At 47.5% G+C, this 17,510-nt stretch carries 12 protein-coding genes; 5 read left to right on the forward strand and 7 right to left on the reverse strand.

The features are described 5' to 3' along the window. The first annotated feature begins 33 nt into the window (after positions 1-33). Together G636_RS0104085 and G636_RS0104090 are read left to right on the forward strand one after the other, a co-directional pair. Positions 34-1,392, forward strand: a complete 1,359-nt coding sequence (locus tag G636_RS0104085) for a carbohydrate ABC transporter permease (protein WP_051226497.1) — start codon at positions 34-36, stop codon at positions 1,390-1,392. Continuing rightward, positions 1,392-2,243, forward strand: a complete 852-nt coding sequence (locus tag G636_RS0104090; protein WP_035778726.1) for a sugar ABC transporter permease — start codon at positions 1,392-1,394, stop codon at positions 2,241-2,243. Before G636_RS0104085 ends, G636_RS0104090 begins: the two co-directional genes overlap by 1 nt. A 496-nt stretch (positions 2,244-2,739) precedes the next feature. Here G636_RS0104090 and G636_RS19305 read toward each other — a convergent pair whose 3' ends face one another. Then, the gene (locus G636_RS19305; RefSeq protein WP_051226499.1) at positions 2,740-6,096 is read right to left on the reverse strand and encodes a carbohydrate-binding protein; all 3,357 of its coding nucleotides are present in this window, start codon (positions 6,094-6,096) and stop codon (positions 2,740-2,742) included. Positions 6,097-6,618: 522 nt separating this feature from the next. Here G636_RS19305 and G636_RS19865 point away from each other — a divergent pair. Continuing rightward, a complete protein-coding gene (locus G636_RS19865; RefSeq protein ID WP_196803028.1) occupies positions 6,619-8,067 on the forward strand; it encodes a glycosyl hydrolase in 1,449 nt (482 codons plus the stop codon). A gap of 114 nt (positions 8,068-8,181) precedes the next feature. Here G636_RS19865 and G636_RS0104105 read toward each other — a convergent pair whose 3' ends face one another. From G636_RS0104105 to G636_RS0104125, 5 genes are all read right to left on the reverse strand, one after another. Further along, the gene (locus G636_RS0104105; RefSeq protein WP_026506992.1) at positions 8,182-9,732 is read right to left on the reverse strand and encodes a sodium:solute symporter family protein; all 1,551 of its coding nucleotides are present in this window, start codon (positions 9,730-9,732) and stop codon (positions 8,182-8,184) included. Positions 9,733-9,812: 80 nt separating this feature from the next. Beyond that, complete coding sequence (locus G636_RS0104110; protein WP_026506993.1) at positions 9,813-10,679, reverse strand: 2-oxo acid dehydrogenase subunit E2; 867 nt, start codon at positions 10,677-10,679, stop codon at positions 9,813-9,815. Between the two features lie 44 nt (positions 10,680-10,723). Then, the gene (locus tag G636_RS0104115; protein WP_026506994.1) at positions 10,724-11,437 is read right to left on the reverse strand and encodes a phosphatase PAP2 family protein; all 714 of its coding nucleotides are present in this window, start codon (positions 11,435-11,437) and stop codon (positions 10,724-10,726) included. A gap of 87 nt (positions 11,438-11,524) precedes the next feature. Continuing rightward, positions 11,525-12,331 carry a lysophospholipid acyltransferase family protein gene (locus tag G636_RS0104120; RefSeq protein WP_026506995.1) on the reverse strand — a complete coding sequence of 269 codons (807 nt, stop codon included), beginning with the start codon at positions 12,329-12,331 and terminating at the stop codon, positions 11,525-11,527. A 1-nt stretch (position 12,332) separates the two neighbouring features. Beyond that, a complete protein-coding gene (locus G636_RS0104125; protein ID WP_026506996.1) occupies positions 12,333-12,875 on the reverse strand; it encodes a prolyl-tRNA synthetase associated domain-containing protein in 543 nt (180 codons plus the stop codon). A 404-nt stretch (positions 12,876-13,279) separates the two neighbouring features. On the opposite strand from G636_RS0104125, the gene G636_RS0104130 reads away from it, so the two are divergent. After that, a complete protein-coding gene (locus G636_RS0104130; protein WP_035778731.1) occupies positions 13,280-15,016 on the forward strand; it encodes an ABC transporter ATP-binding protein in 1,737 nt (578 codons plus the stop codon). 66 nt (positions 15,017-15,082) lie between these two features. After that, positions 15,083-16,867 carry an ABC transporter ATP-binding protein gene (locus G636_RS0104135; RefSeq protein ID WP_026506998.1) on the forward strand — a complete coding sequence of 595 codons (1,785 nt, stop codon included), beginning with the start codon at positions 15,083-15,085 and terminating at the stop codon, positions 16,865-16,867. A gap of 144 nt (positions 16,868-17,011) precedes the next feature. Here G636_RS0104135 and tnpA read toward each other — a convergent pair whose 3' ends face one another. Then, entirely contained in the window at positions 17,012-17,473 is a 462-nt protein-coding gene (gene tnpA / locus G636_RS0104140) for an IS200/IS605 family transposase (protein WP_026506999.1), read from the reverse strand. Positions 17,474-17,510: the final 37 nt, after the last annotated feature.

Genomic DNA, 17,510 nt, shown 5'->3' on the forward strand with positions numbered 1-17,510 from the left:
TTCATCAGGCAAAAACCCTTAAGGAAAAGGATTATGAAAAATAAAAAAATAAAAGCAGATAATACTGTTCTTGCTGCACTTGCAGGCGGTGATATCTATACCAGGCTCTCAACTGTCATAATGGGTCTTGGCTGCGCCATGCACAAGCAGATCGTAAAAGGAATCCTCATCTTCTTTGTTGAAATAGCTTATATCTTCTTTATGATCACCAAGGGCATCAGCTGCCTGGCAGAGCTCCCGGGACTGGGCGAAGCAGAGCAGGGCAAGGTATGGAACGAAGCCAAGCAGATATATGAATATACCCAGGGCGACAATTCACTGCTGATCCTCCTCTACGGCGTGGCAGTGCTCTTTGTCACATTCCTCTTTATAGTATTCTGGGCCATCCAGCTCAGGGAGTCCTACTATCTCCAGCGCAGGATCGAGCAGGGACACCCTGTCAATAATTTCAGAGAGGATATCAGGTCTCTGGCCAATCAGAACCTTCACATCTCTCTCATGGCCCTGCCTCTTACAGGTATCATGGCCTTTACCGTAGTGCCTCTGATCTTCATGATAAGCATGGCCTTTACAGAGTATTCCAAGGAAAACAACCACCTGGCCCTCTTTGACTGGGTAGGCATGGTGAACTTCGGCAGGGTACTGAACCTGGCAGGCAACATTGGCCGCCAGTTCTGGGGCGTACTGACCTGGACTCTTATCTGGGCCGTATTTGCCACACTTCTCAACTATATCATGGGTATGATCCTGGCCATGATCATCAACAGGAAGGATACCAAATGGAAGGGCTTTTGGAGATTCTGCTTTGTACTCTCCATCGCAGTGCCTCAGTTTGTCAGCCTCATGATCATGCATATCATGCTCCAGCCCCAGGGTGCCATCAATGTCATCCTGAAGAATCTGGGACTGATAGACTCCTCACTTCCCTTCATGACCAATGTGATGTGGGCCCGTGTTACCATTATCATCATTAATCTCTGGGTTGGTATACCCTACACCATGCTCCAGGTAACAGGCATCCTTCAGAATATACCTGTAGAACTCTATGAGGCAGCCAAGATAGACGGAGCAGGCCCTGTGACCATCTTTGCCAAGATCACACTGCCCTACATGCTCTTTGTCACCACTCCCTACCTCATTACCTCTTTTACAGGTAATATCAACAACTTCAATGTCATCTATCTCCTCTCCGGAGGCGGTCCTACAATGGTAGGTGACACAGCCGGCAAGACCGACCTTCTGGTCACCTGGCTCTACAAGCTGACTGTAGATCAGCAGTACTACAACATCGGAGCTGTCATCGGTATCTTTACATTCATAGTATTGTCCATCGTGGCACTGGCCACCTACAGAAACTCCGGATCTTACAAGAATGAGGAGGAATTCATGTGATGAGAAATCCCAGAAAAACCATAATCAATATCTTAGTACATGCATTTCTTGCGGTCCTGGCCTTTATATGGCTCCTCCCCATCTTCTGGATCATACTGACCAGCTTTAGAAAGGAAAAAGGCTCCTATGTAAACTCCTTTTTCCCAAAGAGCTATACCTTTGACAACTATATCAAGCTCTTTACAAACAGGAATGTGCTGAACTTCCCTCAGATGTTTGCCAACACCCTGATCATCGCAGTATGCACCTGCCTGATATCTACATTCTTTGTACTGTCAGTCTCCTACTGCATGTCCAGGCTCCGTTTCAGATTCCGCAAGACCTATATGAATATGGCCATGATCCTCACTCTCTTCCCGGGCTTCATGTCCATGATCGCGGTCTACTACATACTCAAGGCCATCGGCTTATCCGAAGGTTCCATGATCCGCGTGGCTCTGATCCTCATATACTCGGCAGGTTCGGGACTGGGCTTCTACATAGCCAAGGGCTTCTTTGATACCATACCCAAGTCCATAGACGAAGCAGCTATCATCGACGGTGCCACCAGGTGGCAGATCTTCACCAAGGTCACCATGCCCCTGTCAAAGCCCATCATCATCTACACTGTGCTGACTTCCTTCATAGGCCCCTGGGTTGACTTCATCTTTGCCAAGGTCATCTGCAGAGCCAACTCCAAATACTTCACCGTAGCCATCGGCCTTTGGAACATGCTCCAGAAAGAGTACATCCACGACTGGTACACCTGCTTCGCAGCCGGCGCCGTATGCGTATCCATACCCATCGCCGTCCTCTTCATCTTCATGCAGCGCTACTACGTCGAAGGCATGGCCGGCGCCGTCAAGGGCTAGTGAGTCACGGGGACGTGACAGTTTGACTCATCGTTACAGTTCATACAAGCGCTGTTACAGAAGTTATTTTCCTCGTTCGCGCACTCCAAATGGTGTTTTGCTAAATTCTTCATCGCAGCCTTCTTGGTAATGCGCCTCACTCGAAAGAAACTCGCAGGGACGAAGGTGGAGTTTTTCAAAATAATGGTCATTTGGCGTCAAGACGCCAAATGACCATTAAGTATATATTTCCTTCTTCGCCCTGCTCAGACAACTTTCTCGTGGACGCTTTGAAGGCCGCTAATGAAGAATAAGCAAAACTACCATTTGAAGTGAATGCTCACTGCGGAAAATAATCTTCTGCATCAGCGCGATTATTTCTGATGAACTATCTCCCGATTACCATCTACAAAGCCAGCTCCTACAGCAGTAAGTTTCTCCTGTATTTCTTCTCTGTTACTAATCAAGTATTCGTCAAACAGTATCACATTTTTTCTTTTTATCCTCGTAACTCAGATTATTTATCCAAGAATCTATACGTCTGCATGGGCATCTGGAAGTCATCGTGGTTGGTAGAGTGTACCAGTACCCAGTTGTCATCCTTCAGTTCCATACCAATGCCAATGGTGGAGGCAAGTGCCTTGTCAGCTGTGCCAAGCTTTGACTTTGCTATCTTTAATTCCATCTTGTCTGCTGCCCAGGAGTAGTAAACAAGTCCGCCTGTCACGTCTTCAAGGGGAGCCCAGCTGGTGCTGTTAGTAGTCTGGCGCCTTAAGAGCCCAGATTCCACTACATAATCAGAGCCGCTTGTGCCGGGCTTCCAGATCCAGTCCAGCTGGTAGCCTGTAGACGTGTCATTGTCAGTATTGAATTCTATAGCATAGTGAGGATATGTATCTTCACTGACTCCGCTTACTCCCAGATAGAGATAATCACTGTCATCTGTTACAAAGAGGCTCATCACAGAGTCCATATAGAAGGGGCTCACACCATCCCATACTCCCAGGCTTCCTTCAAAGGTCTCTGCGGGAGCATCCCCGCCTTCACCGGAGCCTGATCCGCTATCAGAGCCGCCGCCTGCCTGGCCGCCTCCGTTTCCGCTGGAAGCCATGTCATAGTAGAAGAGCTCTGCGCCGTTTGTAGATCCCAGCTCAGCCCAGTCGTCGTCTATATAGCGAAGGCCTGCGCCAATAGTATTGCCAAGAAGCCTGTCCGCCTTATCCAGGGCCTCCTTTTTGATCCTGACTTCAATAGTATTATTGACTGTATCTACAAGCGCATTCATGGGATCGGCTACATAAGCTGTAAAATCCCATTCCCAGTCGCCGTTTGAATTAGCCTTATATGCCAGGTTTCCGCTGCCGGTATCGCCTTCTATCATGTAATCGATGCCGCCCGGGGCAAAAGGCCATGTACTGGTCATACCACTGTCTGTACTGCCATCAGTTTCCAGCATTACCTGCCAGTGAGACAGGCTGCTATATGTATGCTTTGCAGCAAGATAGATGTAGTCATCATCATCTGTCATCCATATGGTCTCTGCGGGACTAGTATACACAGCTTCCACATCTGACCAGTCTGCATAGCTTCCGCCCTCAAAATAGCCGCTGCCTTCGGGCGCTTCAGGTTCATCCGGCTCTTCTATCTCTGTATAGCCCTTGGTCAGCTTGATATAATCAAGGTCAGGTGCATAGCCATTATCATTGTGAACTCTCAAGGTGTTAATGCCTTTTTTCAGATTCAGATTGGCAATGGTAGTACCAAGAGTAGTCCAGCCGCCCGTGGACTTAAATACCACTTCCACACTCTCGCTCCCTGCTGCCTCGCCGCCGTTGACATCAATAGTCGCTGTCCTTTTTGCTTCTCCCAGTACATAAGCTATCTCGGCTGTATAAGGGCCTTCTTCATCAACTTCGATATGGTCAAAATAAAGGCTTCCGCTCTCACCGTCTCCTGTTCCGATCCAGCCTACCATCATGCCGCCGGATGCCTTGTAATTATCAGACAATGTTGCCTTACCTTCCAGCTGCTGATTCTCGGCTTCATACTTGCCATCCACGCCGTCGGGTACAGGTTCGGGCTCTGCTACTGCGCCGGGTCCCAGATCATCATCTACAGGCTCATATGTCACTTCTCCTGCATTCTCTACTGTGAACTCTCCCAGTGTCAGCCAGCCGTCATCTCCCTGCCCTTCGTTGGCAAAAGAGAATAATACGCCGCCCCTTAAGGGATTGCGGACCTTGATACAGAGGCTGTATGTACCATCGCCCAGTCCATGCTCAACTATGACGCTGTCAAAACGCACTGCCTGCCCATCTGCAGCCACTTCATCCAGATCCCAGTCTGTGTAATACTTTTTAACCAGGGTGCCATTTTCTTTGACGCCTATCATAACAGGCCAGGTCTCGTGATCGTAGTAGAAGGGCGCCACGCCATTGTTCTTCATTGTAACTGACAGAGGAAGAGATGTATCACCGCCTATCAGCTCGCTATAATCAGCAGTGACTACCTGCAGGTCGTAGCCCAGTCCCTTGGAAGCTGCAATGGCATTGTCTCTGGTAGTGCCCTTATAGCCCTTGATCTGGTCGCACATCAGCCAGCTGGCGTGAGTCTCATCCACGCAGGCCTGCCAGTTCTGGGTATCAGATGTGGGATTTCCTGTGAAAATAGTGCCCTGCAGGGGAGGATATACCTCTCCGCCTACGCAGGCAAAGGTCCAATTGTCATTTACTCCCTGATTGATCAGCCTCTGCATGAAGCTCCAGTCCTGACCCCCCTTTGCTGCAGACAAGGTAGCGTAGGCAAAAGAGTCATCGTGATAGCCTGTAGCAAACGAAGGGTCATCCACTCCATCCTTGGGCTCTCTCACTATTAGACCCGTAGTCTTAAAAGCATCATTGTAAGCACTGTATACTTCTGAATATACCTCCGCAGGTATGCTCCAGTCAGGCTTGCCATCTGATGTATCCTCATCAAAGGGCCAGTTGTGCCATTCGCCCCAAAAGCCCAGTAGTCCTTCCGTGATATAGCCTATCCTGGGATCACCGTCATACTCCGCGCCAAAGGCCGCTATAAAGTCCTGCATGGACTGTCTGAAAGCGCTGTTTGAATAGTCAGGGCAAAGACCGGCTCCGCCCAGATCAGAGGGCTCATTGTAGGGCCTCATAGTCAGACCGCCGTCTATAAGATACTGAGGCACACCAGTATCCTCTCCGGGATAATCGTAATAGAACCTGAGGACTGCCTGATGTCCTCTTCCTGCTATGGTATCCAGCCTGTTCTCCAGGGCCGTCCAGTCATATACTCCCTCTGCGGTCTCCACTTCATTGACAGCTATATAGAACCATTCCATAGAATGAGGAAAAGTGGACACACCCGAGAAGGGTATCAGTCCCTTAAGAGGATTGGTGTCAGCTGTATCTCCTGCTGCAATATCATGGGATCTGATATCAAGAGTCACTTCAGTCTCCTCTCCCTCTCCGGATCCTTCTGTCTCAGAACCAGTTCCAGAGCCTTCATTACCTCCTGTCTCAGAACCGCCTTCTTCTGATCCACTGCCCTCTCCTGAGCCGCCTCCCTCTCCGGAATCTCCCGTCTCAGAACCTGTCTCAGATCCTCCTTCTTCTGATCCGCTGCCGCCTTCTCCTGTTCCTTCTCCGCTTCCGTTTTCTCCTGATCCGGTTCCATTCCCCCCTTCATCATCACCGGTCTCCTCGCTATTTCCACCTTCTTCAGATCCGCCAGTGGGATCTTCATTTTGCTCTTCACCGCCGTTTCCGGGACAGTTCCCCGGATCATTTGCTTCCAGACCGCAGGCGCTCAGGCTGCTGGCCATGAGCACTGCCGCTGTGAGCATGCTTAATGTTTTCTTCATTTTAACCCTCCAAATAATGAAAAACATAAGTTACATATTGATATTACTAGTTTTGAAGACCATAAAAGAATAATGATATGTCATGTAAAACAGACAATTTGTGAGATTATTTTTGATAAAGATTCTAAAATTATATGCAAATAGGCCATTTGAAAGATTCCTATTCTCAGTATATACCATTATTTTAATAGTTATTGATTAGATATATATCATAATTTAAGGTGCCAAAAGATGATACACGGATTGTTCCGTGGGAACAGGCTTTTGACCCTGTATGCATCTTATTGGATTACTAAACATATTTACTGATTGCAATACAAATTATTGGATACAAATACAAATTTCTGCATACGTATTCTACCTTAGACTGCGCTAAACTGTTAGCAGTCATTCGATAATGAGTTGCGAGGGTTACATAAGATTTTCAGACTACATGGATGCACATCAAAAAAAGGCCTGCAGGGAGCCTTCGGATGACGAGGGGTTACAACAAAGAGAAAGGAATGAAAGGGTATGAAAACTATGCACAAAGTAACATGTAAACTGATCGCTGCAGGAACTGCGCTGGCGATCATGCTATCCGCCTTTGGTGCGCATCCGATCAAAGCACAGGCTGCGGAAAACATCGCTTATATGCGGACAGCAACAGCATCCAGCCAGGAAAGCTCTTCTTATTCTGCTGATAAGGCAGTGGATGCCAATGGCGAGACCAGATGGGCTTCATCCTTTGCAGATAACCAGAATCTGATCATAGACCTCTGGCAGGCTACAACAGTCTCCTCAGTGAAGATCGCCTGGGAAGCAGCTTATGCAGCATCCTATCAGATCCAGGTGTCCAATGACTATAACAGCTGGACCACAGTCTATTCCAATTATAACGGCACAGGCGGTACAGAGACTATAAACTTTGATCCCGTCTCTGCCAGATATGTGAAGCTCTATTGTATTCACAGAGCTACATCATGGGGGTTTTCGGTGTACGAATTTGAAATATACGGCAGCTCTGCGAGCAACAACAATAATAATAATAATAATAATAATAACAGCGGCAACCATTCCTCAGCCTATTATGCAAAGCAGAATGTGCTGAATTACCTCTACAGCATCAAAGGCTCCAAGACCGTGATAGGTATCCACAACAGAGAGCCCAACTCCTATCCTGCCAAGCAGACTGATCAGGCTCATGCCATCACAGGCCAGTATGCGGGACTGTGGAGCGGAGACTTCCTGTATTCCTCAGATGATGTATCCAACAGATGGACCATGGTAAATGAAGCCAAGATTCAGTGGAACAACGGCTGCATCGTACAGCTGATGCTCCATGTCACACCTCCCACACAGGGAGAAACAGGTTCCTGGAACGGCGGAGTATGCTCCTCTCTCTCCGATTCTCAATGGAATGACCTGATCACTGACGGCGGATACTTAAACGGCATATGGAAACAGCGCCTTGATAATTACGCAGCTTACTTCCAGTATCTCAAGGACAATGGAGTACCCGTACTCTTCAGACCCTTCCACGAGATGAACCAGAGCCAGTTCTGGTGGGCAGGCCGCACAGGCTACAACGGCTCTGCAGCTCTGTATAGACTCACCAGAGACTATCTGGAAAATGTCAAGGGACTGGACAATATCATCTGGGTATGGGATATGCAGGATCTCTCCTACAACTGGAGTGACTACAATCCCGGCAGCTCCTACTGGGATATATTTGCTGTAGATATATACAACTCAGACCGATTTACCACTTACAAGTACAACCTGGCAAAGCAGGTAGCCGGCGACAAGCTCATCGCTATCGGCGAATGTGATAAGCTCCCCACAGCCTCCAAGCTCTCTGAGCAGCCCGAATGGGTATTCGTCATGAGCTGGGCCGAGCTGACCTTCTCATATAACAGCAACACAGAGATCCAGAACCTCTACTGGGCAGGCAACGTCCTGGTACGAGATGAATTACCGTCATTTAATTGATCACAGATCAGTCACTTTTCCGGTATAAGAAGAGGTTTTTTTCGAACTCGTAGCCACCTTCAGCTTGATTGAACCAAGAAAACCGGCTTGCTTAGCAAGCCGGTTTTTTTGGTTTCAAGCCACTTCCTCGTCTGTGAGGGATGTGCTCTGGTGTACCTTAACCTCTTTGTTGTAGCAGGCAAACGCTTTGTCTACCAGCTCCTTGTCAGGCTTTGGAGTAAAAAGTGATACTACAGGTACGATTACCAGCCCTGCTATCATACAGAAGGCGCCTGCATTGATAGGTGACTGAAGAAGTGTAGGGAAGCTGGGTCTGAAGAACATATTAGCCAGCATCACTACTGTAGAGAATACAAAGCTGCACCATACAGCTGCCTTGCTCGTTCCCTTGAAGTAGAGACCATAGAGGAAGGGAGCCAGGAATGCTCCTGCAAGAGCGCCCCATGACACGCCCATTAGCTGAGCTATGAAGGTGATGTTCTGCTTGTACTGAACGATAGCTATCACTACAGAGATAGCTACGAATACTACAATGAGTATTCTCATGATCAGGAGCTGCTTCTTTTCATTCATGTCCTTGACCACATGATCCTTTAAGAGGTCCAGAGTCAGAGTAGAGCTGCTGGTGAGAACCAGAGAAGAGAGTGTTGACATGGAGGCTGACAGCACCAGGATCACTACCACAGCGATGAGGAAATCCGGAAGACCGGAGAGCATAGCAGGAATGATGGAATCATAGCCGCCTACAGCTATATCCACTCTATCAGAGAAGAGTCTGCCAAAGCCGCCCAGGAAATAGCAGCCGCCTGCTACTACGAAAGCAAAGAATGTAGATACCATAGTACCCTTGGATATAGCTCTTTCGCTTCTGATAGCGTAGAACTTCTGTACCATCTGAGGCAGTCCCCAGGTACCAAGAGATGTCAGTATAACTACTCCCAGGAGATTCAGAGGATCGGGGCCAAAGAATGAAGCAAAGACGCCGGGCTGAGATGATACTGTCTCATCACTGATCCTGGCAAGTCCATCAAGAGAAGCAAGGAAACCACCCTGGCTGCCAAGTACAGAGAGTACTACTGCTGTGATTCCTATGAGCATGATGATACCCTGTATGAAATCATTGATGGCAGTAGCCATGTAACCACCGGCTATAACATAGATTCCTGTAAGCACAGCCATTACTACCACACATACAGAATAGTCGATATTAAAGGCCATGCCAAAGAGTCTTGAAAGTCCGTTATAGAGAGATGCTGTATAAGGGATCAGGAATATGAAGGTGATAATAGAAGCTGCGATTTTAAGAGACTTGCCGCCAAATCTCTCAGCAAAGAACTGAGGCATAGTAGCAGAGCCCAGATGCTGGGTCATGATCCTGGTCCTTCTGCCCAACACCACCCAAGCCAGGAGCGAGCCAAGGAGTGCATTGCCTATACCTACCCAGGTAGCGGCAATACCATATTTCCAGCCAAACTGTCCCGCATATCCTACGAATATTACTGCGGAAAAATAAGAAGTACCGTAAGCAAATGCTGTAACCCAGGGACCTACAGACCGGCCGCCCAGTACAAAGCCGTTTACGTCAGTGGAGTTTTTCCTGCATTGAAATCCTATAAATAACATCACAGAGAAAAACAAAATAAGTAATAGAACCTTGATTATCATGATAACCCTCCCAAAGCTAAAATGAATTTTGACACGTTGACACTTTAAACTATAGCGCTTTAAATCATTAAAGTCAACAACTATAATATAACTTCTGCCAGTCCTGTCTTATCCACTTCTATGGGGAGTTCCATGAGCTCGGGATTCTCTATTAACTTCTTGAGCATGCGCAGTGACCTTGCGTAGTAGAAGCCGTCGGATATCCTCTCATCAATAGTCACAGAGACCGCCAGCTCTCTTCTCATACTGGCAACGCCCTCAGGGCCGAAGTGAGCCCTTTTGGCCTTACTTCCCACTACGATAAATACCGAGTTGGTGCCCCAGTTCATAAGGTGGTGATAGCCTACGTTCATGCCTATAGAGCCCAGGTTGGTGAGTACCACTGAGCACTGATATGGATCGGAAGCGATGACTGCACCGGGCATCATGCCGTGCCTGTCAAGGAACCTGGCTATAAGACCTATAAGGTGCTTGCCGGGGATCTTCTGTATCACATTCATGGCCTTGGTAGATTCATCAACGCCTGTTTTGCACAGATGTATCTGCTGTGCGATCTTCTTTGACAGAGTCTCTATGGTATCTCCCTTATGAGCCTCTATCCTGGCCAGGGTCTCTTCACCATCATCTGCAAAGGTCTTCTTTACTGTAAAAGCCGCTGTTACATCATTTCTCTGATATATGTTCTTATTGGCTATAAAGCGGTTCATCTGAGGGCGGAGCCATATAGTCTTCAGCGCTGCGGCTATGACTATCTCAAATATGGTCAGCTTCCCCTCCCAGCTCTTGTTCCTGATATAGCTCTCAGCATTTTTCAGATCGACCTGCATAGTCATATATGCTTCATTGTCGCATCTGTTAGGATACATAAGCGGCATTACATAATGCATGGAATCGATATTTCTGAGAAGTCTCCCGTCTCTGCGGTCGCCCCATCTTCTCCTTTTCATACTAATCCTCCATATCCTCCGATAGGCCCCTATTATCAGCCTATCTATCTTTCAATCGCAGTGAGATACTTTTTGCCCAGCTGCCTTTGGAATAGCAGCCATTCTATAAGCCCGCACATGATAAGTGCTGTCCATACGTCTGTAAAAGAGTGCTGCTTTACAAACATTACAGACAGGCTTATGAGTATGACCCATACGGTCAATACCAGTTTCCACGCTTTAGCTGCGTCCTCTTTTTTGACCCAGGCAGAGAGTATAGCCATAGAATAGCCCACATGCAGTGACGGACACACGCCTGTAGGTGTGTCTATACTGTATATCAACTGTACCAGAGAGGTACAGAAATTGTCATTTGCAAAAGTATGTGGCCTCATGGTCTGCACCGAAGGCCAGATAATATAGCATATGACTCCTATCACCTGCGTAGCTATGATAAAGGTCTGCAGATTAACAAAACTCTCAATGTCATAAAATGCAAAATAGCAGATAGAACCAACTAAAAGCAGATACCAGGAGCAGTAGATCAGGATAAAGTACTCATTAAAGGGTACCATATCATCTACCACGCTATGTACCACGTGGCATTTCTCCACAGGTATAAAGCGTTCGGTGAGCACATACATGGTCAGATACCAGACCCAGCCCAGCATGAGCAGCAGGTGCCTGTACTGCGGCTCAAGGATATTTCCGGGACGCAGCTTTCTATAATCTACAACAGGTTTCTTCAGCTTAATTACATTTTTAAATACGTTCTTCAATACACTACTCCATAAATCATATATATTCGACTTCATGACACGTGTGTCACAAACCGTTCTTTAGCCCATTGCTGCGCCTATTGACACTTATGTCACATTATAGGGATACTGAGATTTTGGCACATTGGGATAGGGTACCACCCTATGCCTTGGCAGCTCAAGAGCCATATCAGATATCCTGTCCATGAGCTCAGTAGTTATCCGCTCCTTTTCCTCTTTAAAGGGAATATCCCGGCTATATGTCACGGGCTTGCCAAAATATATCTTATGCAGCGCCGGGCATATATACATGGGCACGAAACTCAGCTCCCTGCCGGTCTTTCTGTAGTATGTCCTGGCCAGCTCTGCATATCCCGTCTGAAAGCGATGGACTATATTATTATACTCGTCATAACACTCAGGGAAAATAATAACATTTCCTCCTGAGCAAATAAAGTCTGTGCTCTGACGAAATGTATCAAAGACCCTTTTATCCTTGTAAACAGGGATTGTGTCTGCATTATTAAAGACAAAATGCGCGATCGGTGCAATGAGATAGGATACGATCCTGAACAGCCACCTTATATACAAGGGCTTGGCAGACCAGAAATCCTGATAAGCATAGTCAGGCACCTCCCTCCAGTTCATCATCTGAGCTATGGTCCATATCTTGCAACTCCCCGGTACATAGAGCTCACCTACTATGGGCCCGTGAGCCTGGGAATGATTGCCCACTATGACCGCGCCGCCTTCCGGTATATTCTCCGCCCCCACAACTTCCATTTTGATATAAAAAAAGCGCACTGTTTCCTTGATGGCCTTGTAAATAAAGGGATGCTTTCTCCTTACCCTGACAGTATCAGTGCCAGCAGATCTGCCTTCGTTTACAGGCTCTTTTACCTTATCACTCTTCATATCACTCCCCGATCAGATGTACCACCTGCGCCTTATGCCCTAGTGCAGGCAGGAGCTTGTCCATAATGTCCCCGGTCTTTATCTTCAGACTGGACGTATTAACGCAGGGATGGCACCCTATATACTCTCCTTTTAGGATATCCTCATCCACCAGGAGCTTTACAGCATGGTCATGATCATTCATAAGACCCATCACACTCACAGATCCCGGCTCTATATCCAGATAGCGCAGCATATCCTCTGCTTCTGCAAAAGAGAGCCTGGCTGAACCGATCTGACTTGAGAGCTCCTTTGTCTTGAACTTCTTGTCCCCGGGCATAAGAAGGAGATAAAAGGCAGTCTTTTGCCTGTTACACAAAAAGAGATTCTTGCACATCAGCATCCCCAACGCCCTGTCCACTGCCTGGCAGGCCTCCATAGTCATGGCAGCTTCATGATCTGCACGCACATACTCTATCCCCAGGCTGTCCAAAAGGTCATATACCCTCATCTCCCTGGGGAGCCTGTCCTTGTCATTATCCGGTCTTCCATTATAAAGTTCCACTTCTTCATGCTCCTCCCATGTTTTTTAAAAAAGCTGTTGACAAACTAATAGTATTAGTATAGCGTAAAGATGTAAACGCTAACAAGTCACAGGAAAGGAGGTAAACGTAATGATCAGAATCAAAGTCAATTATGAAGTGAACAATAGCAGCACGGTTACCTCGCTTAAATCTGCGCATTAAATTACTTGCGTATATTCGGCGTGGTATCCGTATTGGAGACCACGCCTTTTTTATGCCAAGGACCCATGGGACAGATTGCTTCCTAGGATCCTGGCGGCACTGATCGGACCGGCATAGAGGCAGTGGGATCTCCATATCCTGCTGCTTTTTTGATGCTCCAAGATAGCAGTGGAGCATAGACGACGTTAATCAGTTAGGCATTATAGGAAGGAATCAGATCAAGATGAAAAAGTATGTGACCAGAAACTGGTGGCGCTATACACTTGGAGGAATAGCGCTGATATGCAGCACTATCATAGACGTGCTGGTGCCCTTTATCACCCTGTCCATGGTGGATGATGTCATCGTGGCAAGGGACATGGCCATCTTCAAAAGAGATATCCTGCTATTTATAGGTGCAGGACTGGGAAGAGGCCTCTTTCAGTTTATCAAGGAATTTGCCTGCGACATGTCAGGCTGCCGGGTGGCATCCGGGCTTAGGAAGGATATGATGAAGCATATCTTCTCCCTTGATAAGAGCTATTTTGACAAGACCAATACCGGCGAGCTCATGGCCAGAGTCAAGGACGACTGCGGATCCGTATGGGATCTCACAGGCTTTGTAGGAATGCTCCTCACAGAGGCAGCCGTTTATTTTGCAGCAGTAGTCTTTTGTATGATCAGACTCAACTGGAAGCTGAGCCTGGTGGCCCTGGTGTTTATGCCGCCTCTTGGATATTTTGCCCTGCATCTGGAAAAGAAGCTGAGCAAGGATTTTGATGAGATCAGTGACAAGAATGCTGCTCTCACCAAGGTTGTAGAGGAGAATATCACAGGCGTAAGGACTGTCAAAGCATTCTCAGCTGAGAGCTCGGAGATGAAAAAGTTTGATGAGAAAAACAAAGACTACGGCGATGCCAATAAGAAATTTGCCTTTGACCTGGCAGACACAGATCCTCTTCTGGCCTTTATCCCCAGGATCATGCAGATCTGCGTAGTAGCTATTGGCGGCTATGCAGCCATAAACGGCAGCATCACCTATGGTACACTGGTAGCCTTTGTATCCTATTCCATCAACATAGTATGGCCTATTGAGAACCTGGGCTGGATGCTCTCTCTCATATCCCAGGGCCTGGAAGGCTACAAGAAGATCGGCAAGGTCATGGAGACCAGTCCCGTGATCACAGACCCTGCTGCAGATAAGGCTGCAGATGAAGCTTCTGCTCGCGAGGGCGAGATATCCTTTGAAAATGTGTATTTTGAGATCGAGGGCAAAAAGATCCTCTCTGATATCTCTTTTGCCATACCAAAGGGCAAGACCCTGGGCATCATGGGTGCCACAGGCGCAGGTAAGAGTACCATAGTCAATCTCATAGAGAGATTCTATGATGTCACAGACGGCCGCGTAACCATAAGCGGCAAGGATATCAGGAAGATGCCCCTTAGCGATATCAGGGCCTTCTCATCAGTTGTTACCCAGGATGTATTCCTCTTCTCTGATACCATCTCAGAGAACGTGAGGCTGGGCTTTAAGGACAGCATGGATGAGCGCACCGTCAGGGATGCCATAAAGAGCGCCCATGCCCAGGAATTTGTAGAGAAGATAACAGGCAGTTATGAAGCTATCATCGGCGAGAGGGGAATAGGCCTCTCAGGCGGTCAGAAGCAGAGGCTCTCCATAGCCAGAGCCCTGGCAAAGAAGGCTGACCTCCTCATACTGGATGACTCCACATCTGCCCTGGATACAGAAACCGAGGCTGCCATTCAGAAAGAGATCAGTGCCAGAAATGATATGAGCAAGATCATCATCGGCCACAGGATATCCTCCGTAAAGGATGCAGATGAGATCATAGTACTGGAAAACGGCAAGGTCGCAGAAAGAGGTACCCACGCAGAGCTGATACAGCAAAAGGGCCTCTACTACAGCACCTACGAAGCCCAGTACGGCGACTATCACAAGGCCATGGCAGTAAATGAGTGATCCTTAAGCTAAGAGACCACTCATAATAAGAACGACATTTTACACGGACAATAAGTAGGAGGAAACATGGCTATAAACAGTACAAGAGAAGATGAAGATCTCAAGGAGACCCTCAAAAGCGAGGTACTCATAAGGCTCCTTAAGAATCTCACAGAATACAGAGGAAAGATCGTCATAGTATCTCTGCTGATCTTCCTCACAGTAGCAATATCAACCACCTATCCTCTCCTGATCGAGAAGATAATAGATGATGAAGTATATCACGGCAACAAGAAGGGACTCCTTGTCATGGCGCTTATCATGACCGCACTTGCCGTTATCAGCTTCATAGCCACCAGGATATGGCGCAGGATGATGGCTGTCATTAGCAATGACATGATCCTGAATATCAGAAGGAAGCTCTATCTCCACATCCAGGAGCTGGGCGTAGACTTTTTTGACCAGAGGCCATCAGGCAAGATCCTGGCCAGAGTAACAGGCGATGTCAATTCCCTCAAGGACGTGCTCTCCAGCACTGTCACCACTCTGGCGCCGGAAGCTATAAGCCTCATAGTGATCCTGGTGATCATGCTGGTGAAGAGTCCTGCTCTGACCCTGTCAGCAGCAGTGGCTATCCCCATCATCGTGCTGGGCCTGTATTTCTGCGAGATCCTGGCCCACAAGAGATGGCAGAAGCTCAAAAAGAAGGACTCCAACATGACAGCCTTTATCCACGAAGGCATCGAAGGCGTGTCTGTCATCCAGAGCTTTAATGCCCAGGCGGAATCTGCAAGGGAATTTGACGGCATTGTAGATGAGGTCATAAAGGCCTTCAGGTCTGCCGTTATCGTAGCAGATATCTACAGCCCTACCATAGAACTGGCCAGCGGACTTGGCACTGCCACCCTATACTATATAGCTGTCACAGGGCTTGGCGTGCAGCCGGAATCCATAGGTACCTTATCCGCCTTTGTGCTCTACCTTGGCATGTTCTTTAGCCCCATCAGAAACCTGGCAAATTACTATAACAAGCTCATTACAAACATGTCTTCTGCTGAGCGTGTATACGAGATCATGGATATGGAGCCCCTGGTAAAGGACGGGGATGATGTGATAGATATGCCTGAAATAAAGGGCAATGTTGAATTTGATCACGTGACCTTTGCCTATCCCGACGAGCCTGACGTGGACATACTCCATGACGTGAGCTTCAAGGCCAGAAAGGGCGAGACCATCGCTCTGGTAGGACCCACAGGCGCAGGCAAGACCACCATAGTCAGTCTGATCAGCAGATTCTACAATACCAAGGCAGGCCGCGTGCTCATAGACGGTCACGATATCAGCAAGGTGACTATCCAGTCCCTTAGAAGCCAGCTGGGCATCATGACCCAAGACAACTATCTCTTCTCAGGCACCATCAGGGACAATATCAAGTACGGTAAGCCCGGCGCCACAGACGAAGAGATGATAGCAGCAGCAAAGGCTGTACATGCTGACGATTTTATCAGCAAGCTGGAAAAAGGCTATGATACTGAGATAACAGAAAGAGGCGGCGGTCTGTCCAACGGCCAGCGCCAGCTCATAGCCTTCGCCAGGACCCTGCTCACAGATCCCAGGATACTGATCCTGGATGAAGCCACTTCCAGCATAGATACCAGAACTGAGATCCTGGTACAAAGAGGTATAGAAGAACTCCTAAAGAAACGTACATCCTTTGTCGTAGCTCACAGACTCTCCACTATCAAAAACGCCGACAGGATCTTTGTCATAGACGATGGCGGCATCCTGGAATGGGGTAACCACGAGAGCCTGATGGCCAAAAAGGGCGCTTACTACGACCTCTATTCATCCCAGTTCGTCAGCGCATCCTAAGGAATCAGAACCACCGGCTTAGCCGGTGGTTTGTTCTGGCCCTATAAGGGCCTGTTACCGGCACTGAGTCTAAAGACTCGTAGAATGGTTCGCCAGCCGCAACATCATTTTTCTACAGAGCCCCCTGGGCTCATCTTATTTGTTTTACTTTACTGGCTCGCCCGTGAACGGGTCGATATACTCTTTTAGTGTCATTTGATCGTACTCTAAATCCTCTTTTAACTGATTCTTTATGTACTCCTCTATTTTCTTTGCATTTTTGCCAACTGTATCCACATAATATCCTCTACACCAAAAATGCCTGTTACCATACTTGTATTTGAGATTCGCATGCCTCTCAAATATCATAAGCGTACTTTTTCCCTTCAAGTACCCTACGAAGCTAGATACACTTATGCTCGGAGGAATTCTTACCAACATGTGTATATGATCTGGGCAAACCTCCGCCTCTATGATCTCTACTCCTTTTCTCTTACATAATGTGCTGAGGATATTTGCTATATCCTGCTTAAGCTGACCATACGCAATCTTTCTTCTGAATTTAGGTGCAAATACTATATGATACTTACACTCCCATCTAGTGTGTGATAAACTGTTCATGTCCATTTTGGACTTCCTCCTGTGATTTTTACTGTGGTTGGCG

This window comes from Butyrivibrio sp. MC2013 (assembly GCF_000424585.1).
Taxonomy (GTDB): Bacteria; Bacillota; Clostridia; order Lachnospirales; family Lachnospiraceae; genus Butyrivibrio.